This window comes from Pseudomonas sp. G3-39, assembly GCF_054790485.1.
Genome location: NZ_CP186497.1, coordinates 2100643 through 2121800, shown reverse-complemented (window position 1 = coordinate 2121800; position 21158 = coordinate 2100643). Strand labels below are relative to the sequence as shown.

General features: G+C 60.8%; 18 protein-coding genes. 11 read left to right on the top strand and 7 right to left on the bottom strand.

Features of this window, described 5'->3' with window-relative positions:
• The first annotated feature begins 27 nt into the window (after positions 1-27).
• On the top strand, positions 28-1371 hold the full coding sequence (gene gudD / locus ACOYXG_RS09395) for a glucarate dehydratase (protein ID WP_460357252.1): 1344 nt from the start codon (positions 28-30) through the stop codon (positions 1369-1371).
• A 130-nt stretch (positions 1372-1501) separates the two neighbouring features.
• Here gudD and ACOYXG_RS09390 read toward each other — a convergent pair whose 3' ends face one another.
• Positions 1502-2374 (bottom strand): LysR family transcriptional regulator, encoded by an 873-nt coding sequence (locus tag ACOYXG_RS09390; RefSeq protein ID WP_460357249.1) that lies wholly within the window; start codon positions 2372-2374, stop codon positions 1502-1504.
• A gap of 160 nt (positions 2375-2534) precedes the next feature.
• Here ACOYXG_RS09390 and ampC point away from each other — a divergent pair, with 160 nt between their 5' ends.
• Positions 2535-3701: a class C beta-lactamase gene (gene ampC, locus ACOYXG_RS09385; protein WP_460357246.1), complete on the top strand. Its 1167-nt coding sequence runs from the start codon at positions 2535-2537 to the stop codon at positions 3699-3701.
• A gap of 139 nt (positions 3702-3840) precedes the next feature.
• Here the strand turns inward: ampC and ACOYXG_RS09380 are convergent, their stop codons facing one another.
• Entirely contained in the window at positions 3841-4413 is a 573-nt protein-coding gene (locus ACOYXG_RS09380) for a DUF4174 domain-containing protein (protein WP_027613884.1), read from the bottom strand.
• Positions 4414-4622: 209 nt separating this feature from the next.
• Between ACOYXG_RS09380 and ACOYXG_RS09375 the strand changes: the two genes are divergently transcribed.
• Positions 4623-5087, top strand: a complete 465-nt coding sequence (locus ACOYXG_RS09375; RefSeq protein ID WP_460357244.1) for a GNAT family N-acetyltransferase — start codon at positions 4623-4625, stop codon at positions 5085-5087.
• 43 nt (positions 5088-5130) lie between these two features.
• On the opposite strand, the gene ACOYXG_RS09370 is transcribed toward ACOYXG_RS09375, so the two are convergent.
• From ACOYXG_RS09370 to ACOYXG_RS09360, 3 genes are all read right to left on the bottom strand, one after another.
• Positions 5131-5916: a sulfite exporter TauE/SafE family protein gene (locus tag ACOYXG_RS09370; RefSeq protein WP_064586898.1), complete on the bottom strand. Its 786-nt coding sequence runs from the start codon at positions 5914-5916 to the stop codon at positions 5131-5133.
• Positions 5917-6145: 229 nt separating this feature from the next.
• Positions 6146-7360: an MFS transporter gene (locus ACOYXG_RS09365; protein WP_460357241.1), complete on the bottom strand. Its 1215-nt coding sequence runs from the start codon at positions 7358-7360 to the stop codon at positions 6146-6148.
• 176 nt (positions 7361-7536) lie between these two features.
• The gene (locus ACOYXG_RS09360) at positions 7537-8286 is read right to left on the bottom strand and encodes a hypothetical protein (protein ID WP_027613880.1); all 750 of its coding nucleotides are present in this window, start codon (positions 8284-8286) and stop codon (positions 7537-7539) included.
• Between the two features lie 234 nt (positions 8287-8520).
• On the opposite strand from ACOYXG_RS09360, the gene ACOYXG_RS09355 reads away from it, so the two are divergent.
• The 3 genes from ACOYXG_RS09355 to ACOYXG_RS09345 all read left to right on the top strand — a co-directional run bounded on the left by ACOYXG_RS09355 (position 8521) and on the right by ACOYXG_RS09345 (position 11169).
• Positions 8521-9669, top strand: coding sequence for an aldose epimerase family protein (locus tag ACOYXG_RS09355; protein WP_460357239.1), 1149 nt, complete (start codon positions 8521-8523; stop codon positions 9667-9669).
• A gap of 179 nt (positions 9670-9848) precedes the next feature.
• Positions 9849-10670 carry an aldo/keto reductase gene (locus ACOYXG_RS09350; protein ID WP_139055752.1) on the top strand — a complete coding sequence of 274 codons (822 nt, stop codon included), beginning with the start codon at positions 9849-9851 and terminating at the stop codon, positions 10668-10670.
• Between the two features lie 28 nt (positions 10671-10698).
• Positions 10699-11169 carry a DUF1810 domain-containing protein gene (locus tag ACOYXG_RS09345; RefSeq protein ID WP_007966638.1) on the top strand — a complete coding sequence of 157 codons (471 nt, stop codon included), beginning with the start codon at positions 10699-10701 and terminating at the stop codon, positions 11167-11169.
• Here the strand turns inward: ACOYXG_RS09345 and ACOYXG_RS09340 are convergent.
• The gene (locus ACOYXG_RS09340; RefSeq protein ID WP_460357236.1) at positions 11134-13494 is read right to left on the bottom strand and encodes a DNA polymerase II; all 2361 of its coding nucleotides are present in this window, start codon (positions 13492-13494) and stop codon (positions 11134-11136) included. The genes ACOYXG_RS09345 and ACOYXG_RS09340 overlap by 36 nt on opposite strands.
• Before the next feature lie 357 nt (positions 13495-13851).
• Here ACOYXG_RS09340 and ACOYXG_RS09335 point away from each other — a divergent pair, with 357 nt between their 5' ends.
• A complete protein-coding gene (locus ACOYXG_RS09335) occupies positions 13852-14292 on the top strand; it encodes a CBS domain-containing protein (protein ID WP_027613875.1) in 441 nt (146 codons plus the stop codon).
• Positions 14293-14447: 155 nt separating this feature from the next.
• On the opposite strand, the gene ACOYXG_RS09330 is transcribed toward ACOYXG_RS09335, so the two are convergent.
• A complete protein-coding gene (locus tag ACOYXG_RS09330) occupies positions 14448-15071 on the bottom strand; it encodes a glutathione S-transferase N-terminal domain-containing protein (RefSeq protein WP_096797379.1) in 624 nt (207 codons plus the stop codon).
• A 1092-nt stretch (positions 15072-16163) separates the two neighbouring features.
• On the opposite strand from ACOYXG_RS09330, the gene ACOYXG_RS09325 reads away from it, so the two are divergent.
• The 4 genes from ACOYXG_RS09325 (at position 16164) to ACOYXG_RS09310 (ending at position 21066) form a co-directional block, all read left to right on the top strand.
• Positions 16164-16988, top strand: coding sequence for an energy transducer TonB (locus ACOYXG_RS09325; RefSeq protein WP_460357232.1), 825 nt, complete (start codon positions 16164-16166; stop codon positions 16986-16988).
• 51 nt (positions 16989-17039) lie between these two features.
• The gene (locus ACOYXG_RS09320; protein WP_115990252.1) at positions 17040-17747 is read left to right on the top strand and encodes a MotA/TolQ/ExbB proton channel family protein; all 708 of its coding nucleotides are present in this window, start codon (positions 17040-17042) and stop codon (positions 17745-17747) included.
• Positions 17747-18148 (top strand): ExbD/TolR family protein, encoded by a 402-nt coding sequence (locus ACOYXG_RS09315; protein ID WP_003223575.1) that lies wholly within the window; start codon positions 17747-17749, stop codon positions 18146-18148. Before ACOYXG_RS09320 ends, ACOYXG_RS09315 begins: the two co-directional genes overlap by 1 nt.
• Positions 18149-18354: 206 nt before the next feature.
• Positions 18355-21066, top strand: a complete 2712-nt coding sequence (locus ACOYXG_RS09310) for a TonB-dependent receptor (RefSeq protein ID WP_460357228.1) — start codon at positions 18355-18357, stop codon at positions 21064-21066.
• Positions 21067-21158 lie beyond the last annotated feature (92 nt).

Genomic DNA, 21158 nt, shown 5'->3' with positions numbered 1-21158 from the left:
TTTAAAGATGCTGACAAGGATAAAAACATGACCGCACACGACACTGCCAAAGCGCCAATCATCACTGACATGCAGGTGATTCCAGTGGCCGGCCACGACGGCATGCTGCTCAACTTGAGCGGCGCCCACGGGCCGTTTTTCACCCGCAATATCGTCATTCTCAAGGACAACGCCGGCCACACTGGCGTCGGTGAAGTGCCCGGTGGCGAGCGCATCCGCCAGACGCTGGAGGATGCCCGCAGCCTGGTGCTCGGCAGCACAATCGGCAACTATCAGAAGATCCTCAATCAGGTGCGCCAGACCTTCGCCGAGCGTGACGCCGGCGGCCGTGGCCTGCAGACGTTCGACCTGCGCATCACCATCCACGCGGTCACCGGACTCGAAGCCGCCCTGCTCGACCTGCTCGGGCAACACCTCGACGTGCCGGTCGCGGCGTTGCTCGGCGAAGGCCAGCAACGCGACCAAGTGAAGATGCTCGGTTATCTGTTTTATGTCGGCGATCAACGCGAGACCAACCTCGCCTACCGCAGCGAACCGGACGCCGACAACGACTGGTTCCGCGTGCGTCACGAGAAGGCCATGAGCGCCGAGGCGGTGGTGCGTCTGGCTGAAGCGGCCCAGGCAAAATACGGTTTCCAGGACTTCAAACTCAAAGGCGGCGTGCTTAGCGGCGACGCGGAAATCGAAGCCGTGACGGCACTGGCCGAACGCTTTCCCGAGGCACGCATCACCCTCGACCCGAACGGCGCGTGGTCACTGAAAGAAGCGATCCGCCTGTGCCGCGATCAACATCACGTGCTGGCTTACGCCGAAGACCCCTGCGGTGCGGAAAACGGTTACTCGGGGCGCGAAGTCATGGCCGAGTTCCGCCGCGCCACCGGGCTGAAGACGGCGACCAACATGATCGCCACCGACTGGCGCGAGATGGGCCACGCCATTCAGTTGCAGTCGGTGGACATTCCGTTGGCCGACCCGCACTTCTGGACCATGCAAGGCTCGGTACGTGTCGCGCAGCTGTGTCATGAATGGGGCCTGACCTGGGGCTCACACTCCAACAATCACTTCGATATCTCGCTGGCGATGTTCACCCATGTCGCGGCGGCGGCACCGGGCGACATCACCGCCATCGACACGCACTGGATCTGGCAGGACGGCCAGCGCCTGACCAAGGCCCCGCTGCAAATTGTCGACGGTTACGTGCAAGTGCCGCAGAAACCTGGGCTGGGGGTGGAGCTGGACATGGATCAGCTGGCCAAGGCCCACGAACTGTACAAAGGCATGGGTCTCGGCGCGCGGGATGACAGCGTGGCGATGCAGTTTTTGATACCGGGGTGGACGTTCGATAACAAGCGGCCGTGTCTGGTGCGCTGACATTCTCAAGCTCACCGTACTTCAAATGTGGGAGCGGGCTTGCTCGCGAAGGCTGAGTGTCATTCAACTCAAATATTGACTGACACACCGCCTTCGCGAGCAAGCCCGCTCCCACAGGGTGGGATTTGTGTCAGGCAGAGATTTGCAGCAGCCAGTTTTTGAACGCCGTCATCGCCGCCGTCTCCGGCCGTGACTGCAAGCGCGTCAGCCAATAACTGCCGGTGGTGATTTCAATCGCAAACGGCTGACGAATCACGTCCGCCGCCAGTTGCCGGGCGAACATCAGCGGCGGTGCCAACGCCACCCCGCTGCCCTGCAGCGCGGCCTCCATCATCGCCAGCGATGAGTCGAACACAATGCTTTGCGGCGGCGCCGCGTGGGTCGCCAGGCCGGCGGCGTGAAGCCACTCCGGCCATTCATCGGTGCGATAGGAACGCAGCAAGCGCTGTTGCAGCAGATCACCCGGGGTGTGCAACTGCCGGGCAATTTCCGGCACGCACAACACCGACAATGGCGCATCGAGCAGGCGCGTGGCCTCGATGCCGTGCCACGCTCCGGCGCCAAAACGAATCGCGTAATCCAGCCCCTCAGCGGCGACGTCGACCCGGTTGTTGTGAGTCGACAGCCGCAAATCTATGAGCGGATGTTTCGCCTGGAAGTCTGCCAGCCGTGGCAGCAACCAACCGACCGCAAAGGTTCCGACGGCACCCACGGTCAACATTTCCCGATACTGACCGCCGGCCAGCCGCTCGAGCATCTGCGCGATATGATCGAACGACGTGGTCAAAACCGGCAACAGGGTCTCGCCTTCACTGGTCAGCATCAGCCCGCGGGGCAGGCGTTTGAACAGGGTGACGTTGAGTTGCGCTTCGAGGCTTTTCACCTGATGGCTCACCGCCGCCTGAGTCACGCATAACTCCACCGCGGCACGGGTAAAGCTCAGATGACGCGCCGAAGCTTCGAACGCGCGCAGTGCATTGAGCGGCAGTTGAGGTCGAATCATGCCCAGTCCCAAATTTTTCTAATGGCTCATCCGAAATATCATCGTTTGTCGACGAGTGCCAGACTGCCTAAATTGTCGGCGCTGATCAGCTGCCCAACAACAAAATCGCCCGCAGTGTAGCGGGATATCACCCTCAACACTCATGGAGAGTGGTTCACTCATGTCCTTCATCAACCCGAGCAAAGTCATTTGCTGCAGCGCTTTCGGCCTGTTTTTCGGCGCCACCGCGTGCATGGCCGCCACACCCGGCGACGAGCAACTGCAAGCGCTGGTGAACAAAGCCGTCACCCCGGTGATGCAGCAGCAGAACATCCCCGGCCTCGCCGTCGCCATCACCATCAACGGCCAACCGCATTACTTTAATTACGGCGTCGCCGCCAAGGACACGGGGCAGAAAGTCAGCGAAAACACCCTGTTCGAAATCGGCTCGGTGAGCAAAACCTTCGCCGCGACCCTGGCCGGCTATGCGCAGGCGACGGGCAAACTGGACCTGTCGACCAAAGCCAGCCAGATCTGGCCAGAACTCAAGGGCAGCGCTTTCGACAACATCAGCGTGCTGCAACTGGGCACCTACAGCGCCGGCGGCCTGCCGCTGCAATTCCCTGGCCAGTGGGATTCGGCGGAGAAGATGCTCGGCTACTACCAACAGTGGAAACCGAGCTTCCCGGCCGGTAGCCATCGCCTGTATTCCAACCCGAGCCTGGGCCTGTTCGGTTATCTGGCCGCCAAGACCCTCGGTCAGCCCTATGATCAGGCGATGAGCGAAACCCTGCTGCCGAAACTCGGCCTGCAGCACACTTATCTGCAGGTGCCGAAGGCGCAAATGAACCTGTATGCGCAGGGCTACGACAAGAACAACCAACCGGTGCGCGTCACCCCGGGCGCCATGGATTCAGAAGCCTACGGCGTGAAAACCAGCGCCGCCGACATGCTGCGTTACGTGCAGGCCAACCTGAAACCGGCAAGCCTTGAAACGCCGCTGCAACAAGCCATCGCCAACACCCACACCGGCTACTACAGCGTCGGCAACATGACCCAGGGCCTGGGTTGGGAAATGTACCGTTACCCGATCAGCCTCGACCGCTTGCTGGCCGGCAACAGCACGGAAATGGCCATGCAGCCGCACAAGGTGCAATGGCTCAACCCGCCACAGCCGCAGGCGAAAAATGTGCTGATCAACAAGACCGGCTCTACCGGTGGCTTCGGGACCTACGTGGCGTTTGTGCCGTCGAAGGAGGTCGGCGTGGTGATTCTGGCGAACAAGAACTTTCCGATTCCGGAGCGGGTGAAGATTGCTCACACGATCCTCAGCGCTTTAGCCGACTGAAAATCAAATGATCGCAGCCTTCGGCAGCTCCTACACCGATCCCATGTAGGAGCTGCCGCAGGCTGCGATCTTTTTGGGCGGGCAATAAAAATGGGCGACCTGCAGAGGTCGCCCATTTTTTTTGATTCAGGCCATGCCATCAATCATCCGGCATTTCCGGTGGCTTGCTCGGTTTCGCCGGTTTGCTCGCCTTGGCGCCCTTCTCGCCTTTCTTGGCTGCCGGTTCGGCGGCGGTGGCCTTGGTTTCAGCGACCGTCGGTGCGCTGATTTCCTTTTCGCTGGCCGGCAGTGCATCAACCGTGTCGAAGATTTTCTTCAGGTCCACCGATTTCGCTTCATCGCCCGAGGCCGACAGTTTGGTTTCGCCGTCCTTGCCCAGCAGGAACACTTTCGGATACGCACCAGCACCGAGTTTCAGCGACCGCAGCAAAGCCATGGTGTCTTGCTGGCCGAGATCCTTGCCATCGAGTTGTCCGGCCATATTGAGGATGGTGTAGACCTTGATGTTGCGGTCGGCGACGCCCTTCTTGTTCGCCGGATCTTCCAGCGACTTTTTCAACCCCACCCACACCGGGTCGACGGTGCTTTGGGCGATTACAATCAACGGTCGGGCCCGTCCCATATCCCCGGCTATGGGCGAGTCATTGTCAGCGGCGAACAAGGGGCCGGCAATCGCCAGCAAGAGTGTCAGGGTCAGTGACCTGATGAGCATGCGCATCTCCTTTTGATATCCACGCTCTAATGATTGCGCATCGCGGCGATTGTTCCGGGGTCGTGCCCGGCAAATATGTTTCGCCTTGTCAGAAGCTTAGGTCAGCCACGTCATTGCGCAACTGCATCGGCATAATCGTGACGCGGATTTGATTACCTTTTATGAGCGCATTAGGGTGGTCATTCTGCCCACGAAATGGAGTTCAACCCATGCACATCGACTACCTTTGCGATCACCCGCATTTGATTGAGGAACTCGCCGAACTCAATTTCAAGGAATGGGGCGAATTCCGTGACGGCGACACCCTTGCAGCCCGCACCGAGCGGATGCGCGCGGCCTGCGGCAAGGGTGCGGTTCCCAGCGTGGTGGTGGCCATTGAAGACGGCAGATTGCTCGGTGGCGCGCTGCTGATCGACAGCGACATGAAGATCCGTCCCGAGCTGACGCCTTGGCTGGCCGGGGTTTATGTGAAGGCCGAGGAACGTGGACGCGGTGTTGCTTCGCAGCTGGTCAATCGGATTGTCGAAGAAGCCAGGGCGTCGGGCGTACAGACGTTGTATCTGTACACCGATGCGGCGCAAGCACTGTATGCGCGGTTGGGTTGGGAGGTGGTCGAGGATCTGGTCTACGAAGACCTGCCGGTGACGATCATGAAGTACACCTTTACGAGCTGAGATTCCTCCACAGGTTTTGTCCGGCTCAAAGATCGAGCCGGGATCAGAACGCCAGTTTGTAGCCGATCAACAGCAACATGGTCGCCAGGCACGGGCGCAGCAATTCATCGGAAATGCGCCCGGTCAGGTGACTGCCCAGCCAGATGCCCGGCAACGAACCCATCAGCAGGAAGCCCAGCACGCCCCAGTCCATGTTGCCCATGCTCGCGTGGCCCAGACCGGCAACCAGGGTCAACGGCACGGCGTGGGCGATTTCGGTGCCGACCAGGCGCCGGGTTGGCAGCAGCGGATAAAGGATGAACAGCGCGACCGTGCCGAGGGCGCCGGCGCCGATCGAGGTCAGGGCGACCATGGTGCCGAGGATCAGCCCGGTGATCACCGTCATTACATTCAGGCGCGCGCCGCTCGGGTTGTAGTTGCCGCCCGCGCGTTTGTGGGCGAATTCGAGCAGGCGCTTCTTGAACAGAATCGCCAGCGCCGTGGCGAACAGCACGAAGCCCAAGGCCTGTTTGATGATCGCGTTCATCGCCTCGGGCGCGGTGTGCAGGGTGCTGAGAAACCACAAAGTCATGGCGACTGCCGGCACGCTGCCGAGGGTCAGCCATCCGGTGATGGCCCAGTCGATGTTGTTGTTCTTTTTGTGCACCAGCACGCCACTGGATTTGGTAATGGCCGCGTACAGCAGGTCGGTGCCCACCGCTGTTGCCGGGTTGATGCCGAACCACAGCAGGATCGGCGTCATCAACGAACCGCCGCCGACACCGGTCATGCCGACAATAAAACCCACCACCAGCCCGGCAATCACCAGGCCGAAATTTGCCAATTCCATTAAGACGTCCAGAAAAACGACAGGAAAAATCTGGCCCGCAGCATAGCGATTTTTCATATAACCACATATATCGATGCGGTCTATCGTTATGCCTTCCAGCCACACCGCCTTTATCTGAGTGGGAGCGGGCTTGCTCGCGAAGGCGGCGTGTCATTCACGTAGATATCGACTGACACGCCCTTTTCGCGAGCAAGCCCGCTCCCACAGGGGTTCTATGGTGCCAGGTAGATCAGTGCACGCGCCGGCCCGGTTTGAAACTGTGATGCCGGTTGATCCACACCGTCGCCAGCGCGATCAGCGACAGGATCAACAACGCCCACGGAAACGACATCGCGCCCGCCCGATCCAGCAACAACCCGCCAAACAGGCCGCCGCCGGCAATCGCCACGTTCCAGGAGGTGGTGAGCATCGCTTGCACCACGTCCACATGCTCGCCGGCCGAATCCGCCGCAGCGGTCAGCAGCAACGTCGCCGAACCACCAAATGACAGGCCCCACACGGCCATGCAGGTGTAGATCAGCCACGGTGACGGGGATATCAGCGCCAGCACCAGTGCGGTCACGGCAAACACCGCGAGGCTGATCAGCGTCAGCCAGCGCAACCAGCGGTCCACCAGCAGGCCGATGATCCAGATCCCGATCAGCGAACACAGGCCGAACACCAGCAGCACTAGATCGACGCGCTCGGCCAGCCCGGCCTGCATCAGGAATGGCGCGATGTAGGTGTAGAGAATGTTGTGCCCAAGCATCCAGGTCAGCACCACGAACAGCACCGGCCGTACGCCCGGCAGACGCAGCGATTGCAGCAACGGCAGGCGTTCGGCGCTGGCCTGACCCGGACGATCCGGCACCGCCAGCACAATCCACGCCGCCAGCACCAACGCCAGCGCCGACATGATCCCGAACGAAGCGCGCCAACCGATCAGGTTGCCCAGCCAGGTTCCCGCCGGGGTGCCCAGCGACAGCGCCACCGGGGTGCCGAGCATGGCGATTGCCAACGCCCGTCCCTGCTGGTGCACCGGCACGATGCCACGGGCGTAGCCGGCCATGATTCCCCACGACAGCCCTGCCGCCATCCCGGCCAAGAACCGCGACGCCAAGGTCAAGCCGTAATGGCTGGAGAACGTAGTCACGGTGTTGAACACCAGGAACCCGCCAACCGTCATCAACAGTACCCGCCGCCGTGGCCAGCCCCGGGTGGCGACGGTCAGCGGAATCGCCGCGACAATCGAGCCCAGCGCATACAGCGTCACCAGTTGCCCGGCGAGCACTTCGCTGACCCCAAGCCCGGCGCCGATCTGCGGCAGCAGCCCGGCCGGCAGGGTCTCGGTGAGGATGGCGATGAAGCCGGTCATGGCGAAGGCCAGCAACGCGGCATAGGGCAGTTTTTCTGTGCGGGTGGCGCGGTCGATACGGTTGAATTCGGTGCTTGCGGAGTCGGTCATGACAGGTGCAGCTCCCTTTGGATCAATAGTAGCGATGGATTGTATACAAAAATCCCACGCACAATTTGATCAATGTGGGAGCGAGCCTGCTCGCGAATGCGGTGGATCTATCAGAGATTCAGCGCCTGGTAGATCGCTTTCGCGAGCAGGCTCGCTCCCACATTGGATCTCCGCACTTACTGCACCGGAAGGAAATTCAGGAACAGCAGACTCTGCGCGTAGTTCAGGCCGATGCGCCGGTAGCGCTCATCAAGCATCTGCGCCAGCAGGTCGAGCCGCGCGACGATCTTGCCGAACTCGGTGGCGAAACTCAGGTTGCTGCCCTCCTCCGAGATTTCATTGGAGAACAGCAGCGGCTGTCCCTCCTTGTTCTGGCGCTGGGCCAGAATCCACGTGGCTTTCTCGATATTGCGCGCGGCGTTGTGGACGAAGGTCGGGTTGATTGCATCGGTCATGTAGAACTCGATGCGATTGCCGTGGGCGGTAACCAGCATGCTGCCGATGGCATAGATGAAGGCGCCGACCCGATCCCCGAGAAACTCCGGACTCATCGCATAGCTGAGCGCCGCCAGATCTTTGCGCCCGCCCAACACCGGTAACGGTTGCTGCTGCTCGACGGCAAGGCGCACCTGTTTCACCGCCGTGTTGATGTCGAGGAAGCCCGACTTGCGCAGTTCTTCCGGGTTGCGCAAATACAGCTTGCCCATCAACCGATAAAGGCTGTTGAGGTTGTCGCGCATCGCCAACGTGGCCATACGATCGACGCTGGTCTGCAGGAATTCCTGCGGTTGACCGTCACGCATCTGAGCGATGAAACCGTTGCCGGTCTGGTGCGTGCAACCGCTGACAAACAGCGATGACAGACAGGCCAGCAACAGGCACGGGCGGCGAAAAAATCGGGCGATCGGGTGAAAAACTCTCGGCATGAATTCTCGAACGGGCACATTCCTGTGCGGCGGGCGTCGCCGCATCCTGGCCATGGATAGAGCCGCCGAATCCGGAAAAGTGCAGCGCAGGCACGATTTCCCGACCTTCGGCAACTATTTAGTATGACTTTATATTTGCACTAAACCTTTAACCGGCTATAAATTCTGACTCAACCCACAATTAGCATGACTATTACCCTGTTTTGAAAACAACAACAAAAAGGAAGGTCAACCATGCTTCAATCACGTCACCTGCTCTCCGGCCTCGGACTGTCCCTGATGATCGCCACCCTCTCCGCCAACGCGGCCGGCCTCAGCGCCGAACACAAAGCCTTTGGCAAAACCAATGACGGCACGCCCGTCGAGCAATACATCCTGCGCAACAGCCACGGCATGCAGGCGACCGTCATCACCTACGGCGCCACCCTGCAATCGCTGCTGGTGCCGGACAAACACGGCAAAGCAGCCGATGTGGTGCTGGGTTTCGACGATGTTCAGGGTTACCAGAAAGGCACGGCGTATTTCGGCGCGACCATCGGCCGTTTCGGCAATCGCCTCGCGGACGGCGCGTTCGAACTCGACGGCAAGCGCTATCAGGTGCCGCAGAACGACAAGTCCAACGCCTTGCATGGCGGTACTCAGGGTTTCGACAAGAAGGTCTGGAAAGCGCAGGAAACCAAGGACAAGGATTCCGTCGGCGTGACCCTCACCTATCTGTCGGCAGACGGTGAAATGGGCTTCCCCGGCAATCTCACAACGCAGGTGACCTATCGCCTGACCGACAGCAACGAGTTGCGCATCGACTATAAGGCCAGCACCGATAAACCGACCGTGCTCAACCTGACCAACCACAGCTACTTCAACCTCGCCGGTGCCGGCAATGGCGACATCCTCAAGCAGGTAGCCACCTTGCACGCCAGCCATTACACCCCGGTCACCGGCAAACTGATCCCGACCGGCGAACTGGCGCCAGTGGCCGGCACACCAATGGACTTCACCAAACCCACCGCCATTGGTACGCACATCAAGGCCGATCACCCGCAGCTGAAATTCGCCGAGCCGAAACAGGGTGGCTTCGATTTCAACTGGGTGCTGGGTACCAAAGGTGATGTGAGCAAAGTCGCCGCCGAGGTCAGCGATCCGCAGTCAGGGCGGCATTTGCAGTTGTTCACCAGCGAACCGGGTGTGCAGTTCTATACCAGTAACTTCCTCGACGGCACGGTCAAGGGTAAGGGTGGCAAGGTTTATCCGCACTGGGGTGCGTTTACCCTGGAGACCCAGCACTATCCGGATGCGCCGAATCAGCCGGACTTCCCGAGCACGCGGCTGGATCCGGGGCAGACTTACAACCACAGCGTAGTCCTGAAGTTCTCCGCTAAGTAACACCGGTCTTGTGGTGAGGGGATTTATCCCCGATGGATTGCGCAGCAACCCTACTTCTTGGGGGCGCTACGCGCCCATCGGGGATAAATCCCCTCGCCACAGGTTCATCGACCTCCATTGGAACCCCTGCGCTATCCTGCTGCCCACTAAGGTATCGACCATCAGCACAGGAGGTTTGAATGCGTACCCTTGAACTGGCAGGCGTGCAGGTTCCAGTGATCGGCCAGGGCACCTGGCGCATGGGCGAAGATCGCTCGGCGCACCCGCGTGAAGTGTCCGCGCTGCGCCAAGGCATCGAACTCGGCATGACTCTGATCGACACGGCGGAAATGTACGCCGAGGGCGGTGCCGAAAGCGTGGTCGGCGAAGCCATTGCCGGTCTGCGTGATCAGGTGTTTCTGGTGAGCAAAGTCTATCCGCACAACGCCAGCCGCAAAGGCATCCCGCAAGCCTGCGAGCGCAGTCTGCGCCGGCTCGACACCGACTACATCGACCTCTATCTGCTGCATTGGCGCGGCCAGTATCCGCTGGAAGAAACCGTCGAAGCCTTCGAACGCCTGCGCGAGGACGGCAAGATCGGCCGTTGGGGCGTGTCGAATTTCGACGTCGATGACCTCGAAGAGCTGGCCAATCCTGCCTGCGCCACCAATCAGGTGTTGTACAACCTGGAAGAGCGCGGCGTCGAATTCGACTTGCTGCCATGGTGCCAACAACAGCGTATGCCGTTGATGGCGTACTGCCCGATCGGTCAGGGCGGCGCGATGCTCGCCGAACCGGTACTGAACAAGATTGCCGCTCGTCACAACGTGACCCCGGCACAGGTTTCACTGGCGTGGATTCTGCGTCAGGATGGTGTGATTGCGATTCCCAAGGCTGTGCGACCGGAACATGTGCAACTCAATGCACAAGCGGCGCAGTTGCAACTGGATGCCGGGGATCTGGCGGCGCTGGATCAGGTATTCAAAGCGCCACAACGCAAGCAGCGGCTGGCGATGGTCTGAGTCGCTGGCCGTTGGCGAGGGCTTCGTCATGAGAAGCACTGATCAGTACGACCCGTTCAATCTGCAGCGTTTCGTCCAGGCGCAGGACCCGGTTTTCGAACGGGTCCAGCGTGAACTCGACGAGGGGCGCAAGCGTAGCCACTGGATGTGGTTTGTGTTCCCGCAGTTCGCCGGGCTGGGCGGCAGCGAAATGTCCCGGCGCTTCGCCATTCAATCCGCCGACGAGGCGCGGGCCTATCTGGCCCACGACCTGCTCGGTGCGCGGCTGCGCACCTGCACGCAGCTGGTGCTGAACATCCGTCAGCGCTCGATTGCCGAGATTTTCGGCCACCCCGACGACCTGAAATTCCACTCCTCGATGACCCTGTTTGCGCAGTTCAGCGCCGAAGATTGCCCGTTCGCTCAGGCGCTGGAGCGCTACTTCCACGGCATCCTCGATGAATGGACCCTGCAACTGCTGGACTCAAAACAGGCCCAGTTGTCCCCCGATCAGGGTTGAGAAATCGTCATCGACGAACGGCAGAATCGCGTCCGCCACCGGTTGCAGCTGGCGGGTGATGTAATGGTCGTAGTCGATCGCCGCGCGGCGCACTTCCAGCGGTTCCGGCCCGGCCAGGGTGATCACGTAACTGATCCAGCCGCCGTTCTGGTATTGCCGCGGGCGCCCGTGCTGCGCGTTGTAATCGTCGGCCAGCCGCGCCGCACGCACATGCGGCGGCACGTTGCGTTCGTAGTCGTCGAGGGTGCGGCGCAGGCGTTTGCGGTAGACCAGTCGTTCATCGAATTCGCCGGCCAGGGTCTTGCGCACGTAATCGCGCACGTAATCCTGATACGGCTTGCGCTGGAAGATCCGCTCGTAGAGTTCCTGCTGGAACTGCCGAGCCAGCAGCGACCAGTCGGTGCGCACGGTTTCCAGGCCCTTGTAGACCATTTCGTCACTGCCATCGGCGCGCGTCACCAGTCCGGCGTAGCGCTTTTTGCTGCCCTCCTCGGCACCGCGAATGGTCGGCATCAGAAAACGTTTGTAGTGGGTTTCGTACTGCAATTCGAGAGCACTTTGCAGGCCGTATTCCTCACGCACATGCTCGCGCCACCAGTCGTTGACGTGCTTGACCAGCGCCTGACCGATCTGTGCCGCTTCCTCCTGACCGTGCGCACGACGCAGCCAGACGAAAGTCGAGTCGGTGTCACCATAGATCACCGCGTGGCCCTGCGCTTCGATCAGCTGACGGGTGCGCAACATGATCTCGTGGCCGCGCAGAGTGATCGACGACGCCAGACGCGTATCGAAAAACCGGCAGCCGCTGGAACCGAGCACGCCGTAGAAGGCGTTCATGATGATCTTCAGCGCTTGCGACAACGGCGCGTTGTGCTCGCGCTTGGCGGTCTCGCGGCCCTCGGCGACCCGCGCGACAATCGACGGCAGGCAATGCCGGGTGCGCGAGAACCGTGCGCCGCGAAAACCCGGTACCGAATCGGCATCGTCCGGGTGTTGCAGGCCTTCGATCAGGCCCACCGGGTCGATCAGAAAAGTGCGGATGATCGACGGATACAGGCTCTTGTAATCGAGCACCAGCACCGACTCGTACAGCCCCGGCTGGGAGTCCATGACGAAACCGCCGGGGCTGGCCTGTGGCGGATTGGTGCCCAGATTCGGCGCGACAAAACCCTGGCGATGCATCAGCGGCATGTACAAATGGGTAAACGCCGCCACCGAGCCGCCGCTGCGATCCGCAGGCAGGCCGGTAACGCTGGCGCGTTCGAGCAAAAACGTCAGCAGCTCGGTCTTGGCGAAGATCCGCGTGACCAGCTCACAGTCCTTGAGGTTGTACTTGGCCAGCGCCGGTTTGTCCTCGGCGAACATGCGGTTGATTTCATCCATGCGCTGGTACGGGTTGTCGATCGCCTTGCCCTCGCCGAGCAAGGTCTGGGCGACGTTTTCCAGGCTGAACGAGGGGAAACTCCAGGTCGCCGAACGCAGCGATTCGATGCCGTCGATGATCAGCCGCCCCGCCGCCGAAGCAAAGTAGTGCGTGCGACTGCCGTGTTCGCGCCACTGCATCTCTTCACCGCCACGGCCGATTTTCAGCGGTACACCGAGGCGTCGCGCGTGTTCGTGAAGGATGCGCAGGTCGAACTGCACGACGTTCCAGCCGATGATCGCGTCGGGGTCGTGGAGGGCGAACCAGTCGTTGAGCTTCTTCAGGATCACGGTGCGCGAGTCGCAATATTCCAGATCGAAGTCGACAATGCTGGCGTCACCGTTGGGCGCGCCGAGCATGTACACCTGACGCTGGCCGCAACCTTCGAGGGCGATGGAATACAGCTCGCCGGTTTCGGTGGTTTCGATATCCAGCGAGACCAGGCGCAGTTGCGGTCGGTATTTTGGATCAGGTTTGAGTTGAGCGTTGAGCAATACGCCGTCAGCGTCGGCGCTACCGCCGAACAGCACTGGTGCGGTGATGAAACGCTCCATCAGATAGCGCTCGGGCGGACGCACGTCGGCTTCGAAGACATCGACACCGGCGCGGGACAGCGCGGTTTCCAGGCGCATCAACTGGCCGTGTTGCTGGCAATACAGTCCGAGCACCGGGCGATGTTCGAAATCCTGCAGGGCCAGCGGGCGCAGTTCGACGTTCTTTTCGTCGTGCAGCAGGCGTTCGGCCGCTTCGCGTTGAGCAGCGGGGATAAACGCCACTGACGTCTGCGGCGCCAGGCGCACACGGCGCGGCCCGGCATCGGTCGCCAGCCAGAACTCGACTTCGGTGCCCGCCGGGGTATCGCGCCAATGCCGGGTCAGGACGAAGCCCTGCTGTAAATCCACCACTGCAACCTCAGGAATTGAATCAGAGGGGCATTCTACGCTGCCGTTCAAGGGATAACCCCATTCCCTGTGGTGAGGGGATTTAGCGAAACGTCGCACCGCCCCGATGGCCTGCGTAGCAGGCCCAAAGCCATCCAGTGATATATGTCAGAAAAATCCGGCTTCATGAGTTTGGGGCTACTTCGCAGCCCATCGGGGATAAATCCCCTCACCACAAGGTTTCCCTTTGCACAGGCTCAGGGGTAGGTATTTTCGGGAAATGACGTTTTTTGCGTGCTATCTGCCGCTTTGCCACCTTGCCCTGCGCGCAAGGGTCTACGATGCTTGAATAACAACGACAACACCTGAGTAACCGCCATGAAGACCGTCGCCCAACTGCTCAAGCTCAAAGATCAGAAAAATCAGGAAGTGCACCATATCGATCCCGGTCACATGGTGCTCGAAGCGCTGATGAAAATGGCCGAGAAAAACGTCGGGGCCTTGGTGGTGATGGAAGATGACAAAGTGGTCGGCATCATCAGTGAGCGTGATTACGCACGCAAACTGGTGCTGCACGGGCGCTCGTCAGTGGGCACACCGGTGCGCGACATCATGGTCAAGGACGTCATCACCGTGGACACCCACCAGACCGTCGACACTTGCCTGGGCATCATGTCCGACAAACGCCTGCGCCACTTGCCGGTGGTGGAGAACGGCAAGCTGATCGGTCTGCTGTCGATCGGCGACCTGGTGAAAGAGGCGATTGCCGAACAGGCGGAGCTGATCAAGCAGTTGGAGCAGTACATTCGCGGGGAATAAACCCTTCCCACTTACAGGAGTGAGCCCTGTGGCGAGGGGATTTATCCCCGATGGGGCGCGAAGCACCCCCAGAAAAGCCGGGACCGCTTCGCAGTCCATCGGGGATAAATCCCCTCACCACAGAGTTCACTCCTACATTTTGGTTTATCGGGTGATCAGGACGGCCAATGCCGGGCGAAGACAGGCGCCAGCACCGGGTGCCGGTCGATGCGCTGCAACCACGCATAAAACCCCGGACGGGTCTGGCGCAGGTGTTCGCGGCTCCCCGCCCAACGCGTCACCACGGCCGCCAGCACGTCCAGCGCGCCGGGTGTTTCGTCGTCCAGGTACAACTCGGCGGAAAACTGATCGGCAAACACTTCCCAGCTCCAGTGCAGGCGCTCACGTGCGCCGGCCATCAGGTTCTGCCGTGAGGCTTCGTCCGGCATCACCAGCCAGCGCTCGGGGTAATCGATGACGCCGATGGCTGCATAGCAATTGCTGGCGATGTAGACCATGCCGCGAATCGCCTGATCGCGATCAGCCGCCTTGGCCGGCAACAGACCGGACTCGGGAAAACTCAGGCCCAGATGAATCAGAATCGCCACACTCTCGGTGATCGCACTGCCATCGGGCAATTGCAGGGTCGGCACCTGCTTCAGTGGATTGAGGCGCGCCAGTGCCTCGGCGGCTTCGCTTGAGGCTTCGATATCGATAAAGCGATAGGCGATCTGGCATAACTCCAGCGCTGCCTCGATGGCTGCGGCACCTGAATTGCGATGTCCGTACAGTTGATACATGCCCCCTCCTCGATCTCGACAGATCTGTGTAGCCCTATTTATAGCGGGTGTATCCGCTTTGGCACGTTTTTCCCATGCATTGGCGACTTGCGAATTCAAACCTCGCAAAACAGCGCTGGCGGTGCCCATCCCGCACCAAGAGCAATCATCGAACGCTATCCGCGTTCTTGTAAGGTGCGATACCGAACCAAAAGTTCGCGTATCCGAGCTGGCAACAAGGAGTTCACCGCGTGAATCTTCAAACGCTCTGCCGCATCAGCCTCTGCTTGCTTGTTTATCAACAACGCCGAGTTCATTCGAACAGTCCCGGCGGCCAGTGCCTCTACTTTATTACCTGACTCCATGACCACACACCGTGATTGGCGATGACGCTTCGCCGACAACGGCGTGTTATTTATTTTTTAAATACAACTGCAAAAATTCCTGCACCAGCGCCGTATTAATGAACGCAGGCGGGATTGTCGGACAATAACTTTCAGCGACTTTGCAAGTGCACCAAAACGGCTCCAGTGAGTTGGATTATTCAGCACTGGAAACATTGACTTCATTTAAACAAGAACAAGGAACATACGCCGTGACCCGCTAAAACACAGACCCGCACCAAATCAGTCCGCCGCGCACCAGCAAGTGCCCGGGCCGTTAGCCAAGCCGCCGCTCTATCCCGCCGATCAGCGTGATACCGCGTAGAGCCTGACTCGCCTATGAAAAAACTCCACTCAAAGGAGTTTCGGGAAACTGTTGGCCGGAGAAATACACGACCAAGGCAAAACTTATATAAATGCGACATGGGTAACACTGATGAAATAAGACCTATACATTTCGGCAACATCTGGCACAGCGGTTGCTACATGCAAAAAGCACAAGCATGAGACACCAACACTGATCTCAAGCAATAGAAGAACAACCAGGGAATGGCCAATGAACACTCGAAGTCGATGGCTCTAAGCCAGTAACTGTAAGCAAGCCCTGTTCTATAGATAGTTCAACTATCGGCCTGCGTACACCTTGAAGAAAGTTACACCCACCCACTCGAACATCACCCCAATGTTCGGACGGCACCTTATTGCCCTTCATCAACCCGAGGGAGCTTTAATGAACGATGCGGTAAAGCACAGAACCCTGCCGGGGTCATTACGGGAAGCGCCAATCCCGCTGTCACCGAACAGGCCAGCCTTCACGGCCAATACCTCGCACCCCGGCGGGTTGAACAAACAGCAAATGCTGTTGCTGGTGGCGGTATCGGCGCTGATACACGGCGGCGCCTGGTGGTTTTTCCAGCAGACCCGGCCCGAGCCACTGCCGACTCCGCCGCAGATTCCGGAAATGACCGTCGAGTTGAGCAGCCCGACGCCGCCGGCACCGCCCACACCGGAACCGCCACCGCCACCGCCGCCCCCTCCACCTCCGGAACCGGAACAACCGGTGGAAGACGAAGACGCGGTCAAGCCACCGCCAAAACCGGTGGAAAAACCCAAGCCGATCGAAAAACCGAAACCGGTCGAGAAGCCCAAACCGGTGAAGAAAGTCGAGCCGCCGAAAGCTCCGCCCGCCCCGGCACAACCGGCCGCTCCCGCTGCGCCGGCGACACCGAGCGCGCCACCGGCCCCGGCCGCAGCGCCTGCCCCGGTCAAGGAATCGGCAGCGATTTCCGGTCTCGCCAGCCTTGGCAACCCGCCGCCGGAATACCCGTCGCTGGCGCTGCGACGCAATTGGGAAGGCAGCGTGGTGCTGCGCATTCAGGTGCTGGCCAACGGTCGCGCCGGCTCGGTGACAGTGACCAAGTCCAGCGGCAAGCCGCAACTGGATGACGCCGCCGTCGCGGCGGTAAAGAACTGGAAGTTCATTCCGGCCAAACGCGGTGACACGCCGATTGACGGCTTCGCCACCCAGACCATCGATTTCAAATTGCCGCAATAACGGCACAACCCGACGAACTCACAACCGACTTAATGCAAGCGAGGTGTAGCGATGAACAATTCACTGTCTTCGATGATTGTCCCCGGTGTGCTCTGGGGCCTGGTGCTGTTTTCCGTGGTCAGCTGGGCGATCCTGCTGGTCAAGTCGGCGCAATACCTGCGCCAGAAAGCCCAGAACAAACAGTTCAGCAAAGCCTTCTGGGGTGCACCGGATCTGCTCACCGCGGCCGAACACGCCAGCCAGTATCCGGGCTCGCTGGCGCGCATCGCCAGCAGCGGCTTCGAAGCCTTGCTGGTGGAAGAGTCGCCGCGCACCACGCAACAACTGGCGCACACCATCAACCGTTCCGATCGCCTGGAGCGCAACCTGCGCCAGCAGATCCAGAAGGAACGCCGCTCGCTGGAAAACGGTCAGGCGATTCTCGCCAGTATCGGCAGCACCGCGCCGTTCATTGGCCTGTTCGGTACCGTGTGGGGAATCATGGAAGCCCTGCAAAGCATTGGCGAAACCGGTTCGGCCAGCCTTGAAGCGGTCGCCGGCCCGATCGGTCATGCACTGATCGCCACTGGCGTGGGGATCGCTGTCGCGGTCCCGGCAGTGCTGATTTACAACTTCTTCCTGCGCCGCCTGAAACTCGCCTCGGCGGACATGGATGACTTCGCCCACGACTTCGACGCCCTCGCCTCACGCAGCGCGTTCTCCATCAGCCGCCAGGCCATCGCCAGCAAAACCGCAGCCGCCGTGCGGGAGGCCAGCTGATGTCCTTTTCTACCCAAGACAGCGATGAAGTGCTCAGCGAAATGAACGTCACGCCGCTGGTGGACGTAATGCTCGTGCTGCTGGTGGTGTTCATCGTCACCGCGCCGCTGATGACCAACGCGATCAAGGTCAACCTGCCGAAAACCGACGCCGTCGCCCCCGCCGAAAAGAAAGACCCAGTGGTGGTCAGCGTCGATCAGGACGGCAAGTTCTACCTGGCGAAAACCGAACTGGCGCCGGAATCGCTGGAAGCCAGCCTCAAGGAGGTCAAGGCCAAGGACGCCGAAGTACGCGTGCAGTTGCAGGCCGACGCCAACGTCAACTACGGCCAGGTGGCCAAGGCCATGGCATCCATCGAACGCTCGGGCATCAGCAAGATTTCGGTGATGACCACCCACTGAGTGCGGTGCCGGGCGCGCGTTGAGAAGCGCGCCCGGCACCGCTGAAGCATCCCGTCGCAATCAGCCGACCGAAAAAACGCCAGGCGTCTTCGGAGGGGATCGGCTTGCTTGAAGAAAGTGGTTTTCCGCACGCGGTATCACCGAAAGCGGAGCAATGAGGGGCTCACAAGGCCAATTCGATAACGTCTGACAAGTCGGAAACAACCATGCTGATGAACACTCCACGCTTCACGCTCAAACCTTTGGTGGCAACGATCTCTCGTCACCGTTTTGTCCCGTTGTATCTGGTGGCCATGGGGATGGGCGCCGGGACTGTGCAAGCCGCCGAGGATGACAACGCCGCCGTGCCCGCTGCGGCGGCGGTGGTGGCGCCGACCACGCAACTGCAACGGGTGGAAGTGACGGGTTCGGCGATTCGCCGGGTCGATGCGGAAACGGCGGTGCCGATCACCATTCTGAAAGCCGATGAGCTGCGCAAACAGGGCGTGACCACCACCGCCGAACTGGTGCAGCGGATCACCGGCAGCCAGTCGATCAACAACAGCGCCGGCTCGGTCGGCGCCGCCACCGGTGGCGCTTCGTTTGCCGACATGCGTGGCATCGGCGCGAACAAGACACTGGTGCTGCTCAACGGTCGACGCCTGGCGAACAACGCCTTGTCGGGCACCAACTCGGCCGGCGGCGCGGTGGATCTGAACATGATCCCGTTTGCCGCGATCGAGCGCGTGGAGGTTCTGCGCGACGGCGCATCAGCCTTGTACGGCACCGACGCCATCGGCGGCGTGATCAACTTCATCACCAAAAAATCCCTGACCGACGGCCAGCTCACCCTCGGTGGCGAAACCCCGACCCACAGCGGCGGCGGTGCCACCAAAGACATGAGCGCCAGTTGGGGCTACGGCGACCTGGAGCAAGACCGCTTCAACGTCCTCGGCGTGTTCAACTACAACAAGCAGCAGAACCTCGACGCCAACGACCGCTCCTTCGCCCGCGACTATGTGCCCGGCCGTGGCCTGGACCAGACCTCCGGCACCGCATTCCCCGGCAACTACAGCCAGAACGGCAACGCCACCAACCCGTTGGCCAACAGCAATTGCAACGGGCCGAACCTGGTGGCGCGTGACGGCTTGTGCCGCTTCAGCACCCGCGAATACATCGACCTGATTCCGCAAACCGAAAAGACGTCGTTCTTCGGCAAGACCACCGGCAAGCTGGCGGATGACCACAACGTCAACCTCGAATACTTCTGGTCGCGCAACAACAACGCCACGGCGGTCGGCCCGGCCCCGCTCACCGGTTTGAGCCTGGACTCGTCGTCGCCCTACTACCCCGGCAACGGCATCACCCCCGGCCCGACCGGCTTCGCCCTCGACCCGACGCAACCGGTCGATGTCAACTGGCGCGAAACCGCCGCCGGCCCGCGTGAATCAAAAGACCAGAACACCAGCCAGCGCTTTCTGCTGAGTTTTGACGGTCTGGTCGGCGGTTGGGATTACAACGTCGGCGCCTCGTACAACCAGAACAAAATCGTCTCCAGCGTCACCAGCGGTTATGTCAGCGATCAGGCGATGATCGATGGCCTGGCCAGCGGTCTGCTCAACCCGTTCGGCCCGCAATCGGCCGCCGGTCAGCAGTACATCGACCAGGCCATGTATCACGGCGCCTATTCCACCGCCGTCGGCCGCGTGGCCGGTTTCGACGGGCGGATCAGCCGCGAGATCGGTGACTGGTTCGGTGCGGGACCGTCGGGTCTGGCATTGGGCGGCGAGTACCGCAAAGAGAAATTCCACCAGGACTTCGAACAGTTTGCCGGTGACATTCAGAGCCTCGGCATCGACCCGGCCGGTAGCGTCGAGGGTGACCGCAGCGTGAAAGCCGCGTACGCCGAAATCAACGTGCCGGTGCTCGACAGCCTGGAACTGTCCGCCGCTGTGCGTCACGACAAATACAGCGACTTCGGCAGCACCACCAACCCGAAATACTCGTTCCGTTATCAGCCGCTCAAAGAGCTGGTAGTGCGTGGCGCGTACAGCGAAGGCTTCCGTGCGCCATCGCTCTACGAGCTGTATTCGCCGCGCAGCATCACCTACACCCAGGGCTACTACAACGACCCGGTGCTGTGTACCGGTGGCGTGGTGCAACCGGGCGGCAACGGCGGGCGCGATTGCGGCCAGCAGTTCCTCAATCAGATCGGCGGCAATGAAGATCTGGCTCCGGAGAAGGCGCGCAACGTGACGCTGGGCTTCGTCTATCAGCCGGTCAGCAACCTGTCGGTGGGTCTGGATTTCTGGTGGATTCACATTTCCAACCAGATCCAGCCGTTCCCTGAATCCACCGTGTTCGATCAGGCCGGCAGCTACCCGGATCGCTTCGTGCGCAACGCCGACGGTACGCTCAACTACATCGTCACCGGCAACGCCAACCTCGGCATCGTCGAAACCAACGGTGTCGATGTGTCGCTGGACTACCGCTTCCCGAACACGCCTTACGGCCAGTTCGGTCTGGGCCTGCAAGGCACCTACGTGGACGAGTACGACTTCCAGAGCACCATCAAAGGCCCGTTCACCGACAAGGTCGGCGACTTCGAAGGTGACGGCGTGATCGCGCGCTGGAAGCACAACCTCACCGGCAGCTGGACCTTCGGCGCGGCTCGCGCGTCGCTGACCAACCGCTTCACCACCGGTTACAACGACTACGACCGCGATACCCATGCGCGCGTGGCCTCGTATTCGGTGTGGGACCTGTCGGCCGGCTACACCTTCAACAAGGTGCTGGACGTCGATGCCGGGATGAAGAACATGTTCGACCGCAACCCGCCGTTCTCCAACCAGGCCTACAACTTCCAGAGCGGCTATGACCCGCGCTACACCGACCCGCTGGGCCGCACGCTGTTTGCGCGCATGACGTATCACTTCTGACCGAGAGCACCGGGTGTCTCTCCTGTGGGAGATGTTTCCACTGTGGGAGGGGGCTTGCTCCCTCCCACAGTAGATCTCCCACAGGTTGAGCT

Excerpts from the sequence above, each read along its gene's own strand:
- gudD (WP_460357252.1), top strand. The coding sequence starts at position 28 with ATGACCGCACACGACACTGCCAAAGCGCCAATCATCACTGACATGCAG.
- ACOYXG_RS09390 (WP_460357249.1), bottom strand. The coding sequence starts at position 2,374 with ATGATTCGACCTCAACTGCCGCTCAATGCACTGCGCGCGTTCGAAGCT.
- ampC (WP_460357246.1), top strand. The coding sequence starts at position 2,535 with ATGTCCTTCATCAACCCGAGCAAAGTCATTTGCTGCAGCGCTTTCGGC.
- ACOYXG_RS09380 (WP_027613884.1), bottom strand. The coding sequence starts at position 4,413 with ATGCTCATCAGGTCACTGACCCTGACACTCTTGCTGGCGATTGCCGGC.
- ACOYXG_RS09375 (WP_460357244.1), top strand. The coding sequence starts at position 4,623 with ATGCACATCGACTACCTTTGCGATCACCCGCATTTGATTGAGGAACTC.
- ACOYXG_RS09370 (WP_064586898.1), bottom strand. The coding sequence starts at position 5,916 with ATGGAATTGGCAAATTTCGGCCTGGTGATTGCCGGGCTGGTGGTGGGT.
- ACOYXG_RS09365 (WP_460357241.1), bottom strand. The coding sequence starts at position 7,360 with ATGACCGACTCCGCAAGCACCGAATTCAACCGTATCGACCGCGCCACC.
- ACOYXG_RS09360 (WP_027613880.1), bottom strand. The coding sequence starts at position 8,286 with ATGCCGAGAGTTTTTCACCCGATCGCCCGATTTTTTCGCCGCCCGTGC.
- ACOYXG_RS09355 (WP_460357239.1), top strand. The coding sequence starts at position 8,521 with ATGCTTCAATCACGTCACCTGCTCTCCGGCCTCGGACTGTCCCTGATG.
- ACOYXG_RS09350 (WP_139055752.1), top strand. The coding sequence starts at position 9,849 with ATGCGTACCCTTGAACTGGCAGGCGTGCAGGTTCCAGTGATCGGCCAG.
- ACOYXG_RS09345 (WP_007966638.1), top strand. The coding sequence starts at position 10,699 with ATGAGAAGCACTGATCAGTACGACCCGTTCAATCTGCAGCGTTTCGTC.
- ACOYXG_RS09335 (WP_027613875.1), top strand. The coding sequence starts at position 13,852 with ATGAAGACCGTCGCCCAACTGCTCAAGCTCAAAGATCAGAAAAATCAG.
- ACOYXG_RS09330 (WP_096797379.1), bottom strand. The coding sequence starts at position 15,071 with ATGTATCAACTGTACGGACATCGCAATTCAGGTGCCGCAGCCATCGAG.
- ACOYXG_RS09325 (WP_460357232.1), top strand. The coding sequence starts at position 16,164 with ATGAACGATGCGGTAAAGCACAGAACCCTGCCGGGGTCATTACGGGAA.
- ACOYXG_RS09320 (WP_115990252.1), top strand. The coding sequence starts at position 17,040 with ATGAACAATTCACTGTCTTCGATGATTGTCCCCGGTGTGCTCTGGGGC.
- ACOYXG_RS09315 (WP_003223575.1), top strand. The coding sequence starts at position 17,747 with ATGTCCTTTTCTACCCAAGACAGCGATGAAGTGCTCAGCGAAATGAAC.
- ACOYXG_RS09310 (WP_460357228.1), top strand. The coding sequence starts at position 18,355 with ATGCTGATGAACACTCCACGCTTCACGCTCAAACCTTTGGTGGCAACG.